This is a genomic window from Paracoccus caeni, assembly GCF_016629665.1.
Lineage (GTDB): Bacteria > Pseudomonadota > Alphaproteobacteria > Rhodobacterales > Rhodobacteraceae > Paracoccus > Paracoccus caeni.
The window spans coordinates 18,425-35,441 of the sequence record NZ_JAEPRQ010000012.1 but is presented as its reverse complement, the minus strand read 5'-3'; the positions used below and the strand labels follow the sequence as shown (position 1 = coordinate 35,441).

Annotated in this window: 17 protein-coding genes; 11 read left to right on the top strand and 6 right to left on the bottom strand. The window is 56.8% G+C overall.

Annotated elements, in window-relative coordinates:
- Window positions 1–339 precede the first annotated feature (339 nt).
- The 3 genes from JJJ17_RS19340 (at window position 340) to JJJ17_RS19330 (ending at window position 1,720) form a co-directional block, all read left to right on the top strand.
- Window positions 340–990: a DUF4123 domain-containing protein gene (locus JJJ17_RS19340; RefSeq protein ID WP_200689409.1), complete on the top strand. Its 651-nt coding sequence runs from the start codon at window positions 340–342 to the stop codon at window positions 988–990.
- A 95-nt stretch (window positions 991–1,085) separates the two neighbouring features.
- Window positions 1,086–1,385, top strand: a complete 300-nt coding sequence (locus JJJ17_RS19335; protein WP_234464219.1) for a hypothetical protein — start codon at window positions 1,086–1,088, stop codon at window positions 1,383–1,385.
- Entirely contained in the window at window positions 1,382–1,720 is a 339-nt protein-coding gene (locus JJJ17_RS19330) for a hypothetical protein (RefSeq protein WP_200689406.1), read from the top strand. The genes JJJ17_RS19335 and JJJ17_RS19330 overlap by 4 nt, the downstream gene beginning before the upstream one ends.
- A gap of 37 nt (window positions 1,721–1,757) precedes the next feature.
- On the opposite strand, the gene JJJ17_RS19325 is transcribed toward JJJ17_RS19330, so the two are convergent.
- The 5 genes from JJJ17_RS19325 to JJJ17_RS20715 form a co-directional block, all read right to left on the bottom strand.
- Window positions 1,758–3,728, bottom strand: a complete 1,971-nt coding sequence (locus JJJ17_RS19325; protein WP_200689404.1) for a TniQ family protein — start codon at window positions 3,726–3,728, stop codon at window positions 1,758–1,760.
- Window positions 3,725–4,675: an ATP-binding protein gene (locus JJJ17_RS19320; RefSeq protein WP_200689402.1), complete on the bottom strand. Its 951-nt coding sequence runs from the start codon at window positions 4,673–4,675 to the stop codon at window positions 3,725–3,727. The genes JJJ17_RS19325 and JJJ17_RS19320 overlap by 4 nt, the downstream gene beginning before the upstream one ends.
- The gene (locus JJJ17_RS19315; RefSeq protein ID WP_200689401.1) at window positions 4,668–6,818 is read right to left on the bottom strand and encodes a Mu transposase C-terminal domain-containing protein; all 2,151 of its coding nucleotides are present in this window, start codon (window positions 6,816–6,818) and stop codon (window positions 4,668–4,670) included. The genes JJJ17_RS19320 and JJJ17_RS19315 overlap by 8 nt, the downstream gene beginning before the upstream one ends.
- Window positions 6,815–7,582 carry a TnsA endonuclease N-terminal domain-containing protein gene (locus JJJ17_RS19310; protein WP_200689399.1) on the bottom strand — a complete coding sequence of 256 codons (768 nt, stop codon included), beginning with the start codon at window positions 7,580–7,582 and terminating at the stop codon, window positions 6,815–6,817. The genes JJJ17_RS19315 and JJJ17_RS19310 overlap by 4 nt, the downstream gene beginning before the upstream one ends.
- Before the next feature lie 125 nt (window positions 7,583–7,707).
- Window positions 7,708–7,914: a helix-turn-helix domain-containing protein gene (locus JJJ17_RS20715; protein ID WP_407673384.1), complete on the bottom strand. Its 207-nt coding sequence runs from the start codon at window positions 7,912–7,914 to the stop codon at window positions 7,708–7,710.
- Between the two features lie 208 nt (window positions 7,915–8,122).
- Between JJJ17_RS20715 and JJJ17_RS19300 the strand changes: the two genes are divergently transcribed.
- From JJJ17_RS19300 to chrA, 8 genes are all read left to right on the top strand, one after another.
- Window positions 8,123–8,551: a helix-turn-helix domain-containing protein gene (locus tag JJJ17_RS19300; RefSeq protein ID WP_200689396.1), complete on the top strand. Its 429-nt coding sequence runs from the start codon at window positions 8,123–8,125 to the stop codon at window positions 8,549–8,551.
- Window positions 8,552–8,556: 5 nt separating this feature from the next.
- On the top strand, window positions 8,557–8,928 hold the full coding sequence (locus JJJ17_RS19295) for a hypothetical protein (protein WP_200689395.1): 372 nt from the start codon (window positions 8,557–8,559) through the stop codon (window positions 8,926–8,928).
- A 345-nt stretch (window positions 8,929–9,273) separates the two neighbouring features.
- Entirely contained in the window at window positions 9,274–9,888 is a 615-nt protein-coding gene (locus tag JJJ17_RS19290) for a sulfite exporter TauE/SafE family protein (protein WP_234464218.1), read from the top strand.
- A gap of 279 nt (window positions 9,889–10,167) precedes the next feature.
- Window positions 10,168–10,530 carry an ArsR/SmtB family transcription factor gene (locus tag JJJ17_RS19285; RefSeq protein WP_200689393.1) on the top strand — a complete coding sequence of 121 codons (363 nt, stop codon included), beginning with the start codon at window positions 10,168–10,170 and terminating at the stop codon, window positions 10,528–10,530.
- Complete coding sequence (gene arsC / locus JJJ17_RS20730) at window positions 10,523–11,476, top strand: arsenate reductase (glutaredoxin) (protein WP_200689392.1); 954 nt, start codon at window positions 10,523–10,525, stop codon at window positions 11,474–11,476. Before JJJ17_RS19285 ends, arsC begins: the two co-directional genes overlap by 8 nt.
- 16 nt (window positions 11,477–11,492) lie before the next feature.
- Window positions 11,493–12,569 (top strand): ACR3 family arsenite efflux transporter, encoded by a 1,077-nt coding sequence (arsB, locus tag JJJ17_RS19275; protein WP_200689391.1) that lies wholly within the window; start codon window positions 11,493–11,495, stop codon window positions 12,567–12,569.
- Window positions 12,566–13,273, top strand: coding sequence for an arsenical resistance protein ArsH (gene arsH, locus JJJ17_RS19270; protein WP_200689390.1), 708 nt, complete (start codon window positions 12,566–12,568; stop codon window positions 13,271–13,273). Before arsB ends, arsH begins: the two co-directional genes overlap by 4 nt.
- Window positions 13,274–13,439: 166 nt before the next feature.
- Window positions 13,440–14,645, top strand: coding sequence for a chromate efflux transporter (gene chrA / locus JJJ17_RS19265; protein WP_200689386.1), 1,206 nt, complete (start codon window positions 13,440–13,442; stop codon window positions 14,643–14,645).
- Between the two features lie 280 nt (window positions 14,646–14,925).
- Here chrA and JJJ17_RS19260 read toward each other — a convergent pair whose 3' ends face one another.
- A complete protein-coding gene (locus tag JJJ17_RS19260; protein ID WP_200689385.1) occupies window positions 14,926–16,995 on the bottom strand; it encodes a TRAP transporter permease in 2,070 nt (689 codons plus the stop codon).
- Window positions 16,996–17,017: the final 22 nt, after the last annotated feature.

Here is a 17,017-nt window from a genome sequence, read left to right as displayed (position 1 = left end):
GAGCCGTTTCAACGCAGTCCAGATCATCGGCGTGTCGCGTCAGTCTGAGGGTGGGTTGCCCGTTTCCGAGCTGTGCTGCGAGCAGAGGACACGCAGTGCACATTTTAAAATGGCGGGCGAGGTGCCGGCATCGCCCGCCCATCTTCAGCCAGACGAAGGCCATCGAGGGTGAGAACTGCCGGCTGACGCGCGTTTTCGTCGACCTAAGCATGCAGGCCGATCTTATTCGAGCGTCACTTAAAAAGTCCTGCGGCCCACTCAGAGCCGGGAGTTGACCGAGAAAGCGGTGGTGACGGCGGGGGGTTAGAAAAGCGCAGGCCTCCAGGGGGCTTGACATCAATGATCACTGTTTTCTCTAGATTTTTTGTCGTTTCCAACCAAAATGCGGTCACTTCTTCAATTGATGCTTTCTGCAAAGTCTGCACGATCCCGTTCAGGGGTTGCCGGAGGATGCGCCCAAAGCTCATTTCATTAATCATCATACTTCGGCTTTCAGCATTGACATATTCCATTGGTTCCCAAGGCGAAGACCATCGCGATCCTTCCCTTCTACTCATGACCACTCACCAGGTCACGAGACCAAGCGACAACGACTGGATATCGGCTGAGCTCGGGAAGTTGATCTTTGGTGGTGATACGCGAACCTATCTTTTGGTTGATGGTACCTTGCACACTAAAGTTGCGGGCATCTTCAAGCTCGATAGCGCAGATGTCCCTGTTTCTTGTTTATTCAATGGAGATCTTTCGAATGAAGTTTCGCATGCAGCACCTTACCTCATCGACCTGACATTGCGTTCTGACATACATTTTTCAGAGCATAACGCGCCTCGGTTTCATCGTGATTTCTTCAGAAAGCACTGGGGTTATGGAACCGGCATACTACTACGCAGCACCATTCCCATGGAGGATGTTCGGCAGCATTTTCGCAAGTTTACCAAGGTGAAAGTGCAAGGTGGAAGCATGGATGGAGTGTGTCTATGCGCTCTCTGAGGGACCGAATTCTTGAGAAGCGCGATCCTGTAACGGGTACGGTATCGCGTCGAGCGCCCTCGAGTTCAACAAAGTTTAATTCGGCTGCGGATCAGGTGAGGGCTTTTGACTACCTTGCGGACAACTGGGGTACATTAGGAAAGCAGGCGGACACCGCCCTCAGCGAAGGGAAGAATTATGTATATATCGATGTTGATATCGTGGATATATTCGGAACAAAAGCAAACGCTAGATTCTCGGGCTACGCGCGTGTGGGATCAGCTACGAATCCGACAGGTGTGACCTCGGTTGATTTCACGGGGGGGAAGATCAGGACAGGCTTGAAAATCATGGAAGATCCCATCACAAAGAAGATTGAGGCCGTTTATGATTCATCCTTCCCGATGGCCAGATGAGCGATAAAGTTATGAACCAGAACAACGGCCTGGCTTGGCCCACTAATTTCCATCAATTGCACTGGCTGTTTCGCACTTATTTGGATGGAAACAGCGAGCGCGACGGATTTCTCAATGAAGAAGTCAAGCAGAACAATGGTTCGTTCAAACCACTTCTGAAGCAGGAGATGGAACAGTTCCTGAAATATAGGCCTCTCCGGCACTCCGAATACGAACGTGAGTACCAAACCGACTTTGCGTCCGAAAAGGCTCTCTACGACTATGTCGGCATTCTGTATGAATGGCTATACGGCGATTCCAAGGAACCAGATTTACTACCTTATTTGGCTACCTGACGCCGATTAGCCCTACCTGAGTGGTCTGGTTTGAAAATTAGGTTGCTTGCATCGCTGCAGTTTTCAGCGCAACTGCGTGCGTCATTCCATGCTCTTTTTCATATTTTCGGGCGAGCTTCTTTATTCCTATAATGGTCCGAGGCTTAACTTTCACCAAGTCGGCTGCTTCGGTTTTTCGCAAGCTTCTTACCTTGCTCTCGAAACCAGGCGGCAAATCTGACCGCTTGTAGATCTTTAGCCAACCATCAAGTATAAAAGCAGGCGAGACACCGATGAGGTTGAGGTGTCTTTGGCAGAGAAACAGGAAATCATTTCGTTCTCGCCGCAGCACTCCAAGCGAGGCATATTTTTTGATGAAGCGATTAACCGATGCTACCGTGTAGAATTCGCGCGTGACACGGGATATGGGATCTTGCGCACGTATTGTCTCCAGGTATCCCGCGCCTCTCAGTAAATCGATTGCGTGCAGAGGAAGGCGGAGAAGTCGCATGACATCATTTTTTGGCATCGTCGTTCGCTCGGATCGTGGCATTGCACGCTTTAACTCGTCGGGACAGATTAGGAGTTGGTCGAGTTCAGTCCTATCAGACAGCCTTCCGCGCGCATTCAGCCTCCCGGCAATGATGAGTCCGACGATATCGGGAACGCTGCAATTCGCCTTTCGAGTTGCCAATTCAAGACTGCAAAGCTGCGGCGGCGCAGCGCGAAAACGTTTGGCGCCAGCGCCCAATACTTGCAAAAATTCGTCCAAATCACGTCGGTGAAAGCCCTTGCGCGCACGAGTCTTGTCTCCCTCGGCCGGGATCAGCAATCCAGCCTTGCTCAGCTGCTTGAACATTGCAAAGCTGCAGCCGAGATAATGTGCTGTTTGCTGCTGGTTGAGATAATTTGTCTTTTCAGCATGAAGAGATGCAATCAAATCGACGGATAGAACCGTGCGAAGTTTGAGGTGCCCGGAAATGTTGCGCTCAGCCAGCCGGCCTTCAATTAGCATTTTTTCTAGAAGTGATCGTCGTACGCCGATCGCTCGGCAGGCACTGCGAATCGAATGGACACGCCGCTCTGTGACTCTGCGGCCCAGAACCACACTGCCGGGTTTATAAGGGAAACTTTCCAGAAGGTACCTTCGCACAACATCGCGCACAGGATCGAGATCCTCGCGTAACTTGCAATTCGACCCCAGCAGGCTCTGCACAACACCATGACGGGGATAAGGTTGGTCGCCACCCCGAGATGGCGTCCGTCGTGCAAACCGGCCAAGGGCATCAAAAATCCCGTCCTCTCCACCAGACAAAACGTCAAACCCTGTCAACATTGCATCCCTTCTGATTTCTGGCGAGAACGCTGACGGAAATGCCTCCTTTCCGTGGTTCAATAGGATGCCGAAGGCCTCAGCTGCCTTTATAAGGGCAGGGATCTGCAAGCGATTACACCAGTTGTCCCGGTGCTTTCCGTAGGCTCGTGAGGTCAGATAATAGTCGAGAGCATCGGCATCCTTTTCGCAGGAGGCAGGGCTCTTGGGGTCCATCTTACGGATCAACGCTGTGACATCAAAACGGGATGCCGGGTTCGATTTGGTCCGGTATTGGGTTAGCAACGCACCGTGGCGCAGGCAACGTCTGACTTGCACAATCTGCCAGTGCGCTTCATGGATCACTTGCCAAGGCGATGCGCCATTCTTCAGAGCTTCGCTGATGCACACAGGACAGAGTCGAATTGTTCCACGATCAAGCGTTTCGGTATTCATTACCTCTCCGCCGACGAGGTACCGCATGCTGGAGGTTTTCAGGACGGTGGTTCGGTCGAAACTTTGCGGTGGTAGGCCTGCCAAATTGCAAAGATGCGCAACCGATGCTGGATCTCCCGTCGATAACGCCGGAAAATTTAAGCCAACATCCAAGCAAAATCCCCATAGGTCTGAGCTAAGGTTCCTGGCAGCCAGTCGCGAGACATAGGAGGTGGGCGTCTCACGAGGAGACGCTGTAAGGGTCAAGGCGAGTGGGGTCATGTGTCACCTTCCTGATCGAGTAAGCGGCGACTTTCGATGCGTTCGAAATCCTCGGCGACGAACGGATTGAGGCCATCAATACAACCCGCACGCTTGCGAAACATAGCGGTAAAATGCTGGATCCTCAGAGCGTCGGCGTTCCCCATCATAGCCTCCTCCAATGCTGCGATGACTAGTTCGATCAGTAGCCCGAACTCTCGCGCGCCCGCATGGATCAGCCGCGCCGCGAACTCGGGGGTGCCGACCTCTTCGGCCACGGTCAGGAGCGCACGGTCGGCGTAAAGGTGTAGTAGGCGCTGGACCCTGTCAGCATCGAAAGCTAGATCGAGTTGTGGGAACTCAACTGGATAGACACGCCGCGCCAACTGGGCGTCGTGATTGATGATGGTCTTTAGTTCGATTGTACCGGTCAGGATCAATCCGACCGGCCAAACGGGATGCTGCATCAGCGATTTTAACGTGTTGACTACTGAAGTGAGCTCCTTCGGCGTCTGATGCGCCGCAAGATCCTGGGCTTCATCGTAATGCAGGAACAGGGTTCGACGAGCCTGAAGGTGGTCTTTTACCATGTCCCAAATGGTTTGCGCCGTCCGGTCGCGCTGCAACTGAAAGCCGAGCGCAGCCAGCGTGGTCTGACCCACGAATTTGAGCGTGGCGGGTGTCGGAACTGGTAAGCTTGCGACATCCATTCGGCTTGAAACCGGATCATGCAGCACCAGACCAGGATGGGAGGTGATTAAATGCCGGGCGGCAGTGGTCTTGCCACCCCCTGAATTGCCGATCAGTGCTATAGAGCGGGCTTCGGCGACGATGCCTGCGTCGATCTCCGTGCGGCGGCGTTCAAGTAGATAGCCGAAACGCTCTTCGAGCGTACGATAGGCATGATTTCCGGCAAAGATGGACCGCAGCGCGAGAACGCGCTGCGGAATCGTCATTGAATCAGTCATCGAATGTCCACTCCTCGTTCTCGCCGGGAAAAAGGTCGACATCGGCGATGCCGCCCGCGTCAGGTCCCGAGGTCGGACCATCCGGTGTGATGACATCGCCGAGGAGGTCATCCGGATCAGGCCGCTTGCGTCCCTTTGGCCATTCCAGGTCCCCAGTTGCGGCCGACCCGTCAGGACCAACCTTCAACCCCAGGCAAAGCTGTCGCTCTTCGCGGTCTAGCTGCTCGGAGGTGAGGTGTGGGAGCTGAATTCGACGCAGTTGGCGCGCGCGCGCATCGATCGCGCGAATTTTTTTGCGCGCCGCGCGAATGACTTTTTCGGAAAGAATAGCCTCGTCCTTGAATCGCGTTCTGAGGTCCCGAACTATGGTCCGCCATTCATCAAGGCTCAGACCCCAGACTGAGCGCGAGACCGCCTCGGCAGTGAACCACTCGTGTCCGAGACACACCGAAACATAGGTAATGTCCTCGGGATCAACGCGGATGGGGATGTTCCCGCTCGCCCCTCGCAACAGCGCGTCCTGCATCTGCGGGCAGGTGTAGTTGATTCCGAAGAAACGTATGCCATGACGACCTATTTTGCGACTCAGCGGAATGCCGAACACTGCGCGATGGTGGTTGGCGTCGGGGGGAGGAGTCACTCCTTGTTCACTCGACAGCCGTTTCCAGGCGTTTGCCGGGGTTTCACCCTGCAGGCCTGCGTGAGGTGTATTGTGATAGATATCGACAATGAACAGCGTGAGAATTTGCGCCAGTTCGCCGTCGGTCAGAGCCGCCCATCGCTCGGAGGGATAGTCGCCACGCTCCACTGGATTTCCGAACGTTCGTCCGATCAGCATCGGTGCGAGTCTTTGACCGAAGGTGCGGAAGATGCGCTCGATTCGGGCACGTAGCTTCGGCACACCCGCCGGTGGGGCTTCGTAAGTCGCACCAAGGTCCGCAACTGTCATACGGAATTTTTCGGCGGCGAAAGCGGACCCTTGGTCAGTGACGAGGATGCCGATACCACCGAATTGTTCCCAACGGCTTTCGCATCCGGCGGCCTCGGCGATCGGCGTCTTGTCCTCAGTGACTAGCTTCAATGTTCGGATCGCATCATCGGCGTTGGGCGTTGCGACAATCCGGAAGGCAAGCACGCACCGTGTTGCGCAATCCAAGACTACGTAAAGCCAGCGCCGCCCAACCTCGAACTTCGTCCGTTCCTCGACGGAAAGTCCTTCAAGCGCACCACTCTCATCAAAAAGCGAGCAAATGTCGATCTGCCACTCGTCCATCTCGACGCGCTGCAGAGGGTAATCCGCTTTGAGTCCATCTTCGTAAAAACCGAACTTCCGACGTGCTGCGTCGATACCTTTGCGCTGTGCGACGACCTCAAAGGGGTCGAGCGCCTTGATCCTGCGCCGGATCGTGCTGGCAGACCGTACTGGAAGGGCGAGCTTCCCGACCTCCGCGCGGCCCGCATTGATCTCGGCGAAGCGTTCGCCCGTGTCTTCAATGATTTGTTCCTGCGTGGGCTCGTTTCGGTCAAGATATTTTGCAACACATTCCGCAAGGATGCTCTCGGCCTCACCGATTAATTTGTTTACTGACGTATCAGGTCGCCGCTTGCGTAAGAAAACGAGCGGACTGTGTCCTCCCGCTTCATACATTCTGACCCACTGCAGCAGCCAGCGAGCTGATGGAAAGCGCCTCCGCTTGAACACGTGTCCCGCGCGCTTGCTTCGGCCAACATCTTGCCCGCTTTCCTCGATCAGGTTGACCCGCTCCTCAAGAACAGGCAAGATTCTCTGAACAGCCTTTTCTGATCGGGTGGTTTCGACGCGGGACTCTGCCTCGAGAAATGCGCACGCACAGGCGGTTTGCCATAGTGCTTTAGCGCGCTTTTCCGGTGCCACAGATTGTAGATATTCCAGATCGCAACGATTGCGCCGAAATGCGGATTTATCAGAGAATTCTCCGCGCTTCAGCCGAACATCGGGGCGCGATAACAGCTGCATGAACTCGTCGCCGGTGAAAGACAGACACATCGAAGGGTTATCGAGCCGATTCCAAATTAGCCCGCTGCGATCGCTTTGCAGCAACCGATGTTTTGCGCCGGCGACTTCTAGGCAGTCGGTTCCTGAGACACGAAAGTGACCGGTCATTGGGCCACCCCTGACATAACGCGAGTTACTGGAAGGATATCACCCGCATCCAATGTCCGCAGGAGCCCGGCGTAGATAGCCCGAAAGGCCGCGCGAAAAGCACGACCACCGAGGCCGGATTTTTGCACCAACTCCGCGATGCTCATCGGGTCGGACATATTGCTGATCAGGTCAGCAACCGCCATGTCTGCATCGCCGTCCTTCGTGCGACGGAAGTCATGCAATTTTTCGGCATTACGCGCGGTCGAAGGGCAGAAGGATCGTTCAGTAACCAGCACTATGTCATCGGCGAAGCTAAGTGGGGTCGCAGCCCTGATGAATTTCAGGGTATTACGGAAACCATTCCGCTCCGCGATAGCGGCCGGCTTCACGTCAATCGCGATCCGTCTGCCATCGTCCAGAGTAACAAGGAAGTCGAAGGTGTGAATTCTAGTTCTACCGTGCGCATCCAGATATTGAATCGCCGGCGGCTGTTCACGAATGTCCATAACGTCGCGACGTGCAAGCAGTAGAAATAGCACCGCTTGTTCGAGTTTGCTCTCGAAATGGTGTAGTCGTGGTATTGGATCGGCTTTGGTCTGGCCGGTTATCAGGCCACGCGAACTTGCTTTGGAGCGTGCGGCCGGCTTGCGCGTTGCCCGGCTGGGACGTGGTCGGCTAAACTTATCTTTCATGATATTTTGGCCCTGCGAATGGCCATACGCAGCCGTTCGCCAAAGGGCGCACTCCTCTTGGTCAGATAAAACAGTATCGGGCGCCGTCATCAGCGGCGCTCCTGCTTGACTTTTCTGACAATGCGGGGGATGCTTCGTTTGTCGGAGCTGCAATTTCGACGAACAAGGCGGCCTCGCAAGCGTCAGCTTCGGGGTCGTTTCTATTTAACGACTCATCATTTCATATCTCCTTGTTTTTTAATGTCATAGCGATCAGGCCAGATTTCCTGTGGTGGTCGGTTGAGTGTGCTCGCTATGGCCATCTCGACACGTTTGGAGCTGCGTCTCCCTTGGCTCACCATCGTCACCAGACTTGGCGGACATCCGATGTCAGAGGCAATATCAACGAATTTTACCCCCTTCGCACGTAGAGCGCGCTTCACAGCATCATGTTTCTCTATGTCGACGTCCAATCTTAGCCCCAATATTTTGTGATACGATCAAGACGTCGTGGTGAAAACTTAACAGCACCGAATCGGTCAGGCAACTAATTTCGCACTTTTGTACGAGATCGGTGTTTTTTATGGGTGAGGTCCGTATCAGATCTCTACTATACATACATCGCCAACTTTAGACTGGAGGGCGTTGACGATGTGGGCGCGAACACATGGAAAAGAGGAAATAGCCGCGATCGACATCGGCTCCAGACTGATGGCGTTGCGCCTCGAACAGTCTCTGACACAAGCGCAGTTCGCCGACGTCCTTGGTGTCTCCGCCAGATCCTATCACCACTACGAGAAGGGAACGCGCGTCGTCCCGTCGGACGTTCTCCTGCGCCTTCATGATGTCTACGGAGTTGCTCCAAACTGGATTCTGCTGGGGATTGGACAGCCAAAATCTTCAGAGGCAGGAGAAGAATTTCTCAGCTTTATTGACGAACTCTGCGAGATATTGTCGGAAAATGACGGGGCCGTATCAATGCCAGTTCCTGCGCTGGAGCGATGGGCCTCACGTTTCAAAAGGAGATTTTCCGTGAGCACGGAGGATGATTCGATCAATCCAACCGCTCAAATCGGGTAACCGCAATGTCGGACCAGAAAAATGCGCGCAGAGCGGCCCGACAGCGGCAATTGGAAATCGAGTGGACGGCACTGTGTCGACGAAATCGCAAATTGGAGGCGGCATTTTCTGTGGTAGGGGTAATATTTCTTGGGTTGCTGGCCAAGTTTTACTGGAGGCCTCCGCAAACGATGATTTTGCTTCAGATCTGCGTTTTTCTGATCGTGCTGGCCACCCTGACAATATTGGCGTTTTTTATGCTCTTTGGCGCTTGGAGAGAGTGGCGTGGATATAAGATGGTTGCCGATGTGGCTGAGCATCCAGGGGCACGTCCGGATGCGGCGCTTAGAGAGAAATGGCGTCTCTTAAAGCATTTTCTTCGAGAAGAGCGGCCATAGCGTCCCATTTTTAATGTAGAGACAACATCGCTATGGGCGTAGAGCAGTCGTTTGCTGCGGTAGGGATGAATGGCCGATATGAGGCCGAGTGCGCGGGTCAGAGGCTGTCCCGCACCGTCCTTGCCATCAAGACCGACCCGACTACCAATCTCAAACCCGCAGACTCTCGTTATGAACGAGGGACCCAAGGGGGGGCCAGGTCAGCCGGTTTTGACTTGGACAGCCAAACGCTTCTGCTCTCGATAGCATTTCTGCTCATCGCCATTGTCTACGCAGCGGTCGGGCAGGCCGGGGCATCGGGTTACATCGCCATCATGGGGTTGGTGGGTTTTAGTCCGCTTGGCCATGAAAACGACCGCACTTTCCCTGAATCTTCTGGTTGCAGCCATCGGCACCGCCCTGTTTCTGAGGGCGGGGAGGTTATCGTGGCGAAATGTCTGGCCCTTTGCCATTCTGGGCTTTCCATTTTCGATGCTGGGTGGCGCATTTCACTTGCCCGAGCGCGTCTATTTCCTGCTTGTCGGGGTAGTTCTGATCCTTTCGGCGTTTCAGAAGGCCCGCACAGCACTTTCGGGCAAACGAACGGGGGCGGATCCACCTGTCACGCCTCCTTTCACGGCAGCCTTGGCTACTGGGGCTGTCATCGGGTTCGTTTCAGGCACAACAGGGACCGGGGGCGGAGTGTTTCTCGCACCTATTATCCTCACGATGCACTGGGGTACGGCTCGGCAGACTGCTGCCACCACGGCGGTCTACAATCTTATGAATTCCTTCGCGGCGCTGATTGGGGCCTATGCCGCTTGGGATCACATCCCGTCATCACTCCCCGCGTGGCTGGTTGCTGTCGCGGTCGGCGGCACCATCGGTGCCTATATTGGGAGCCGCTATCTCTCTGACCGCTGGTTGCGCGGGATATTGGCGATACTGTTGTTCATGTCGGGCATTAAACTCGTCTGGTGATCGGCAACTTTGTCCCGCACAGCAGACGCCGTACCTTCGGCAGTGGGCCAGCTTTGCTTGACGATTGGGGTGGAAGTGCCTGACGGTCTTGCCCGGCAGGCACAGCAAATCCACGACCCGTGAATCAAGAAGCTCTGGAATCTGACAGCAGTGTCGTCTGTCAGATATTTCTGGCTTTCCGTCGGATATCTGGCCCACAAGGCAACGCAAGGTTTGGCCTGCTTGCATAGCTCATGCTTCTGAGGCATATAGATCAATATCTATTGAGGAATTGATTCTATGGAAGAACACCACGCCCTTGCTGGTTTCGCGGCACTGTCACAGGAAACTCGGTTACGCATCATCCGGCTTCTGGTCAGGGCTGGGCCGGAAGGAATGGCGGCCGGAGCAATCGGTGAAGCTCTGGGTGATGCCAGCACCTCGCGGCTGTCGTTTCACCTCACTCATCTCGAACATGCCGGGCTGATCCGGTCAAAACGCGAAGGGCGTTTCATCATTTACAGCGCGGTCTTTGCGGCGCTGACCGGGTTGATCGAATTCCTCATGCGCGACTGCTGCGACGGCCACCCGGAAATCTGCGCGCCGGTCGCGGCTGCCCTGTCCTGTTCCTGTGAATCGCGAAAGGATACCCTTCATGGCTGACGCATCACCGCGCGTGTTCAACGTGCTATTTCTCTGCACTGGAAACTCCGCCCGCTCCATCATTGCCGAAAGCGTGCTGCGCAAGGAAGGTGGCGAGCGGTTTCGCGCCTTCTCGGCTGGAAGCCAGCCTAAGGCAGAGATCCACCCGCGGACGCTGAAGATCCTGCAAAGTTATCATTACTCCACTGAAGGGTTGCGCTCGAAAAGCTGGGATGAGTTTTCCGGCGCCGATGCTCCGATGATGGATTTCGTGTTTACCGTCTGCGACAATGCCGCTGGCGAAACCTGTCCCTATTGGCCGGGCAAGCCCATGACGGCTCATTGGGGCGTTGCCGATCCGGCAGCCGAAACGGGCAGCGATCTTCAACGTGACATGGCCTTCATCGACACGCTGCGCTACATGAAGGCGCGCATCCGGGCCTTTGCCGCGCTGCCGATCAGCACGCTGGATCGCGCAAGTCTCGCCTCGAAGCTGCACGAGATCGGGCAGACCGAAGGCACGACCGGGGCAGCGGACAGCTTGGATGTTATCATCTACCACAACCCGGAATGCGGCACCTCGCGCAACACGCTGGCGATGATCCGCAATGCCGGGATCGAGCCGCACGTGATCGAGTATCTGAAGACGCCTCCCTCGCGCGCTATGCTTGAGAGACTGATCGCCCGAATGGGGATCGGCCCGCGCAACCTCCTGCGCGAAAATGGCACCCCCTATGGCGATCTTGGTTTGGACAATCCGAACCTGACAGACGCGGCGCTGATCGAAGCGATGATGGCACATCCGATCCTGATCAACCGGCCCATCGTGATCAGCCCAAGAGGTGTGCGGCTGTGCCGTCCCTCTGAACAGGTGCTGGACCTGCTGCCGCCACAGCGGGCAGCCTTCCGCAAAGAGGACGGCGAGCAGGTCGTGGATGCCCAAGGCAACCGCACGCACACAGCCTGAACCGGGAGCGACACCAATGACATTTGACAGATCGGTTCGCCGTCTTTCCTTTCTCGACCGCTACCTGACGCTTTGGATTTTTGCAGCCATGGCACTCGGCATCCTGCTGGGCACGGTTTTTATCGACCTGCCGGATGCGCTGAACGCTATGGCGGTCGGTTCGACCAACATTCCCATCGCCATCGGACTGATCCTGATGATGTATCCACCGCTGGCAAAGGTGCGCTACGAGGAACTGAATCAGGTCTTTGCCGACAAGCGCGTGCTGGTGCTATCGCTGGTGCAAAACTGGCTGATTGGGCCGGTGCTGATGTTCGTGTTGGCAGTGATCTTCTTGCGTGACCAACCGGAATACATGACCGGCCTGATCCTGATCGGCCTTGCCCGCTGCATCGCCATGGTGCTGGTCTGGAACCAGCTTGCCCGTGGTGATAACCAGTATGTCGCGGGGCTGGTGGCGTTCAATTCGATCTTCCAGATCCTGTTCTTCTCGACCTATGCTTGGCTGTTCCTGACGATTCTGCCGCCTCTGTTCGGGCTTGAAGGCAGCGTTATCGACGTAGGTTTCTGGACTGTGACCGAGGCGGTCCTGATTTATCTGGGCATTCCCTTCGCTGCTGGCTACCTGACGCGACGCCTGTTGACCAAGCGCAAGGGCGAGGCGTGGTATCGGGACGTGTTTCTACCCAAGATCAGCCCTATCACGCTGCTCGCACTGCTGTTCACCATCGTCGCGATGTTCAGCCTGAAGGGCGGTGACGTAGTGCGCCTGCCGCTTGATGCGATGCGGATCGCCATCCCGCTAGTGCTGTATTTCGCCATTCAGTTCCTGGTCAGCTTCGCCATGGGCCGCATGATTGCCCGCGATTACCCGCGCACCACCGCCATTGCCTTTACGGCAGCGGGCAACAATTTCGAGTTGGCTATCGCTGTCGCCATCGCTGCCTATGGTTTGGCCTCGCCGGTGGCTTTCGCCGCCGTCATCGGCCCACTGGTCGAGGTTCCGGTGCTGATCCTGCTGGTAAACGTCGCGCTTCGATTGGGTGCTCGCTGGTTTCCCGAAGATGCCGTGCTGAAAGAGGCCCGCGCATGATCCCCGACCTCCCGAACCTCTCGCCAAATGCCGTCCGACTACCCGAGCTTCCGGCCGTTCAGCGCACGAGTCATCCCCCCCGCATCCTTCTTCTTTACGGCTCTTTGCGAGAACACTCCTATAGTCGCTTCGCCACACTTGAAGCCGAACGCCTGCTTCGGCATTTCGGCTGCGAGACACAAGTTTTCCACGCGCATGGCCTGCCGCTGCCCGATGATGCCGGGACCGATCATCCCAAGGTGCAGGAATTGCGCGACCTCTGCCTCTGGTCCGAGGGCCAGGTCTGGACCAGCCCGGAGCGCCATGGAGCAATGACTGGCGTGATGAAAGCACAGATCGACTGGATCCCGCTCACCTTGGGCGCGATCCGACCGACGCAGGGCCGCACTCTGGCCGTAATGCAGGTTTCGGGCGGTTCGCAGAGCTTCAACGCGGTGAATCAGATGCGCGTCCTAGGCCGCTGGATGAGGATGCTGACGATCCCGAACCAGTCCTCTGTCGCCAAGGCGTATCAGGAATTCGACGAGACCGGGCGGATGCGGCAGTCGAGCTATTACGACCGCATCGTTGACGTGATGGAGGAGCTGGTGAAGTTCACCCTGCTGACCCGCGATCTGACAGAGGTGCTGACCGACCGCTATAGTGAGCGCAAGGAGGCCGCAGAAGCGCTTGAAAATCGGGTCAGTTTGAGAGCAGCAACATAAAATGAAACCAGCGTGATGATCGTCTCTCGGAGAGTAGGCGACCAGCGCCCACCAAACGCGAAGGTCGAACGTCCCGCAAATTCCACACGATCACCGAGAAAGGGCGCGAAGGACTTGAGGTTGCGCGCGTCCGCTTGAAGAAACTGAAAGGCGAGCCGAACTCGTGATGAACCGACCTGACAATACTTCCAATGCAGGCACGCCAGCCGAGGTGTTCGGTGCCTTTTTCAAGCTGGGCCTGACGTCCTTTGGCGGGCCGATTGCTCATCTGGGATATTTCCGCGAGGAGCTTGTGACCCGCAGGCGCTGGCTATCTGACCAGGCCTACGCAGATCTTGTAGCGCTTTGTCAGTTCATGCCCGGCCCCGCGTCGTCGCAGGTTGGCTTTGCCCTTGGGATGATGCGCGCCGGATGGTTGGGGGCACTTGCGGCGTTCGTGGCCTTCACCTTGCCATCGACCCTGATCCTGCTGGTCTTTGCCCTGACTGCCGCCTCGGTGTCCGGTCCGATCGGCACAGGCGCGCTTCACGGGCTGAAGATCGTCGCCGTTGCCATCGTGGCACAGGCGGTCTGGGGCATGGCACGCAGCCTGTGCCCCGACCGAGAGCGCGCCGTGATCGCCGTGATTGCGATAGCCCTGCTGGCTTTCCTTCCGGGCGCGGTCGGTATGATCGGCGCAATCGTCATGGGCGCAGTTGCGGGTCTGTTGCTGGACCGTGGATCGGCCAGCCCTGTTGGAGGGCACATCACCCTGCCCGTTACTAGGAACCAGGCCGGCATAGCGTTGACAGCCTTTGCCGTCCTACTGCTGGGCCTTCCCCTGCTGGCCGGACTCTCGCAAGGATGGGCCCTGTTGGACAGCTTCTACCGTGCAGGATCGCTGGTCTTTGGTGGGGGACACGTCGTCCTGCCCCTGCTGCAGACCGAGGTCGTGGCACCGGGGTGGGTGTCCCCTGATCAGTTCCTTGCAGGCTATGGCGCGGCACAGGCTGTCCCCGGCCCGCTGTTCACCTTTGCGGCCTATCTTGGTGCAGTTCTTCGGCCTGAGCCGAACGGCATCATTGGTGCCACACTGGCCCTGGTAGCCCTGTTCCTGCCGGGCTTTCTGTTGCTGATCGCGGTCCTGCCCTTCTGGGACGGGTTTCGGGCCAGGCCGCAGGCGCAGTCGGCCATGCAAGGGGCAAATGCCGCCGTCGTCGGCATCCTGGGCGCTGCGCTCTATTCGCCCGTGTTCACCAGTGCGATCGGCAACATGCGAGACTTCGCTCTCGCCTTGGCATGCTTCGTCGCGCTGATGGCATGGAAAGCATCTCCTTGGCTGGTTGTGCAGCTGGCTGCACTCGGAGGCGTAGTACTGACCCTGTTGTCGTAGGCCAACCACAGGCGAGAAATGCGGCAGTGCATCGGACGGCAGCTTGGTCCGCATAGCAGACTGTGACCTGCCGATTTCGTTGCGCCAAGCACGAACGTCTGCTCTCGGGAAGCTGCATGGCAGCATCAATCGGGGGACGACCGACCGCAATGGGCCGGAAGCGATGCCGTAAGCCATAGCGAACGCTTAACAGAATGCGCATTCTGTAAAGATCAGCTGCATCGAGCACTTGGACGGCCCCCTGCCCTATAGAGGTTTCTTAACCGCAGGTGATATTGAGCTACCGCGAAGCTTCTCGATTCGCGTCCATACGCATACCAACAAAATATTGCCGCAAGATCACAGCCCCCAAGATCGCCGCGCCGAGAAGTGTTGAGATCAGTTCGGGCGCGATCATCATCAGCGCAGCAATTGGAAGAATTACGCGCTCGATCTTCAGCAGCGGCCCTAGAAGCCAATTCGTGATCGCCGCAGACAGCGCGATGATGCCGAGAACGGCACCGGTGAAGGCGAGCAAGAAATCAGGAACCGTGAAGGATTGCGTGACCAGAAGCAGCGAGGGTGAGAACACGAATACGAACGGGACCAGTGCCTTGCCCATCGAAAGCCGGAATGCGGTGTTTCCGGCCTTGAAGCCGTTTGCGCCAGCAATCCCGGCCCCCGCATAGGCGGCAAGCGCAACGGGCGGCGTGACGTCTGCCAGGACTCCGAAATAAAAGACGAAGAAGTGCGCGACCAACGGCTCTACGTTCATCATGCCCAGCACAGGTGCTGCGACGGCAACCATGATGATATAGTTTGCTGTTGTCGGCACGCCGCAACCCATCAGCACACAGACCACCGCTGTCATGACAAGCGTAAACAGCAGGGTTAGCGTCTCAATACTGAAAAGCTCGAACGGCAGAATGGCCAGCAGACCATGGAAGGATGTCGCCCATTGCTGGGCCACGCTGGTCACCATGAAGGCGATCTTGAAGCCCACGCCGGTCAGCGTCACGATGCCGATGACAACGCCGACCAGTGCCGCAGCGGCGGTGACCGCCAGCGACTGCCTTGCACCGGCAACGAATCCCTCGAACACGCCGACGACGCTTTCCTTGATGCCTTCGATCACGCCTGAGGCGACGATCCGTTGGATGAAATAGATCACGATACAGGCGGAAATGGCCGAGAAGGCCGACAGGAACGGGGTGCGCCCGGACATCAGCATCCAGACCAGCAGGATCAGGGGGATGACGGACAACCAGCCTTCGCGCAACACCTTGGCGGCCTTTGGCAGTTCCTCGGCCCGCAATCCGCGAATGCCAAGGCGCTTCGCCTCAAGATGCACCTGCACCAACACACCAAAGAAATGCATGAAGGCAGGCACGATCGCGGCGATCAGGATCGTTCGCAACGGAATACCCAGATACTCGACCATCAGGAAGGCCACGGCGCCCATCACTGGCGGGGTGATCTGGCCGCCCGTGGATGACGCTGCTTCGACTGCTGCGGCGAAATGGCGCTTGAAGCCGATCTTGATCATTGCCGGGATCGTCAGCGCGCCGGTCGTGACGGTGTTGGCAATCGATGACCCAGAAATCGTGCCTAGCATCGCCGATGACACGACCGATACTTTGGCCGGTCCACCGGCGAAGCGCCCTGTCAGCGCAGTAGCAAGGTCGATGAACAACTGCCCAAGGCCGATCTTCTGCGCCATCACCCCGAACAGCACGAAGTGAAACACATAGGTGGCAATGACGCCAAGCGCGGTGCCGTAGATCCCCTGCGAGGTCAGGTAGAGGTGGTTGATAATGTTTGCCCAGTCGGCGCCCGGATGAACCAAAATGCCCGGCATGGATTTGCCGAAATAGGCATAGGCGATGAACAGAAGCGCAATGACGGGGAGCGGCCATCCCATAGAGCGCCGCACCGCTTCCAGCAGGGTCACCAGCAGGATCGTTCCCATGATGATGTCAATGGGCAGCGGATTTCCAACGCGAAACGCCAATTGGTCGTAGATCCAAGGCACATAAAAGGCGCTGATCGCGCCTGCAAAGGCGAACACCCAGTCCAGCACGGGAACGCCCAGAATGGCGAAGCCGTCAGTTTTATCCCGGTTTCTGGCGAGAGAAGAGAAGGTCAGGAAGACGACGAACAGTGACACGCCCATATGCAGACCGCGATGCGTTGTCGCGCGTGGAATGCCAAAGCCCGCCGTGTAGAAGTGATACACGGACAGAATAAACAAGATCACCGATGCTAGAATTGCGACCGGTCGCGTGACCGACCGAAAGCGCGCTTCCGGATCGTATTCCTCTTCCAAGGCGCGCAATTCTGCATCGGAAAGCTGGCGGGGAGCTTCGGTCATACTCTCTTCCTTCAAGGCAACT

What these genes read in the sequence shown, in the direction of transcription:
- JJJ17_RS19340 (WP_200689409.1), top strand. Translation starts at nt 340, where the DNA reads ATGATCACTGTTTTCTCTAGATTTTTTGTCGTTTCCAACCAAAATGCG.
- JJJ17_RS19330 (WP_200689406.1), top strand. Translation starts at nt 1,382, where the DNA reads ATGAGCGATAAAGTTATGAACCAGAACAACGGCCTGGCTTGGCCCACT.
- JJJ17_RS19325 (WP_200689404.1), bottom strand. Translation starts at nt 3,728, where the DNA reads ATGACCCCACTCGCCTTGACCCTTACAGCGTCTCCTCGTGAGACGCCC.
- JJJ17_RS19320 (WP_200689402.1), bottom strand. Translation starts at nt 4,675, where the DNA reads ATGACTGATTCAATGACGATTCCGCAGCGCGTTCTCGCGCTGCGGTCC.
- JJJ17_RS19315 (WP_200689401.1), bottom strand. Translation starts at nt 6,818, where the DNA reads ATGACCGGTCACTTTCGTGTCTCAGGAACCGACTGCCTAGAAGTCGCC.
- JJJ17_RS19310 (WP_200689399.1), bottom strand. Translation starts at nt 7,582, where the DNA reads ATGACGGCGCCCGATACTGTTTTATCTGACCAAGAGGAGTGCGCCCTT.
- JJJ17_RS19300 (WP_200689396.1), top strand. Translation starts at nt 8,123, where the DNA reads ATGTGGGCGCGAACACATGGAAAAGAGGAAATAGCCGCGATCGACATC.
- JJJ17_RS19295 (WP_200689395.1), top strand. Translation starts at nt 8,557, where the DNA reads ATGTCGGACCAGAAAAATGCGCGCAGAGCGGCCCGACAGCGGCAATTG.
- JJJ17_RS19290 (WP_234464218.1), top strand. Translation starts at nt 9,274, where the DNA reads ATGAAAACGACCGCACTTTCCCTGAATCTTCTGGTTGCAGCCATCGGC.
- JJJ17_RS19285 (WP_200689393.1), top strand. Translation starts at nt 10,168, where the DNA reads ATGGAAGAACACCACGCCCTTGCTGGTTTCGCGGCACTGTCACAGGAA.
- arsC (WP_200689392.1), top strand. Translation starts at nt 10,523, where the DNA reads ATGGCTGACGCATCACCGCGCGTGTTCAACGTGCTATTTCTCTGCACT.
- arsB (WP_200689391.1), top strand. Translation starts at nt 11,493, where the DNA reads ATGACATTTGACAGATCGGTTCGCCGTCTTTCCTTTCTCGACCGCTAC.
- arsH (WP_200689390.1), top strand. Translation starts at nt 12,566, where the DNA reads ATGATCCCCGACCTCCCGAACCTCTCGCCAAATGCCGTCCGACTACCC.
- chrA (WP_200689386.1), top strand. Translation starts at nt 13,440, where the DNA reads ATGAACCGACCTGACAATACTTCCAATGCAGGCACGCCAGCCGAGGTG.
- JJJ17_RS19260 (WP_200689385.1), bottom strand. Translation starts at nt 16,995, where the DNA reads ATGACCGAAGCTCCCCGCCAGCTTTCCGATGCAGAATTGCGCGCCTTG.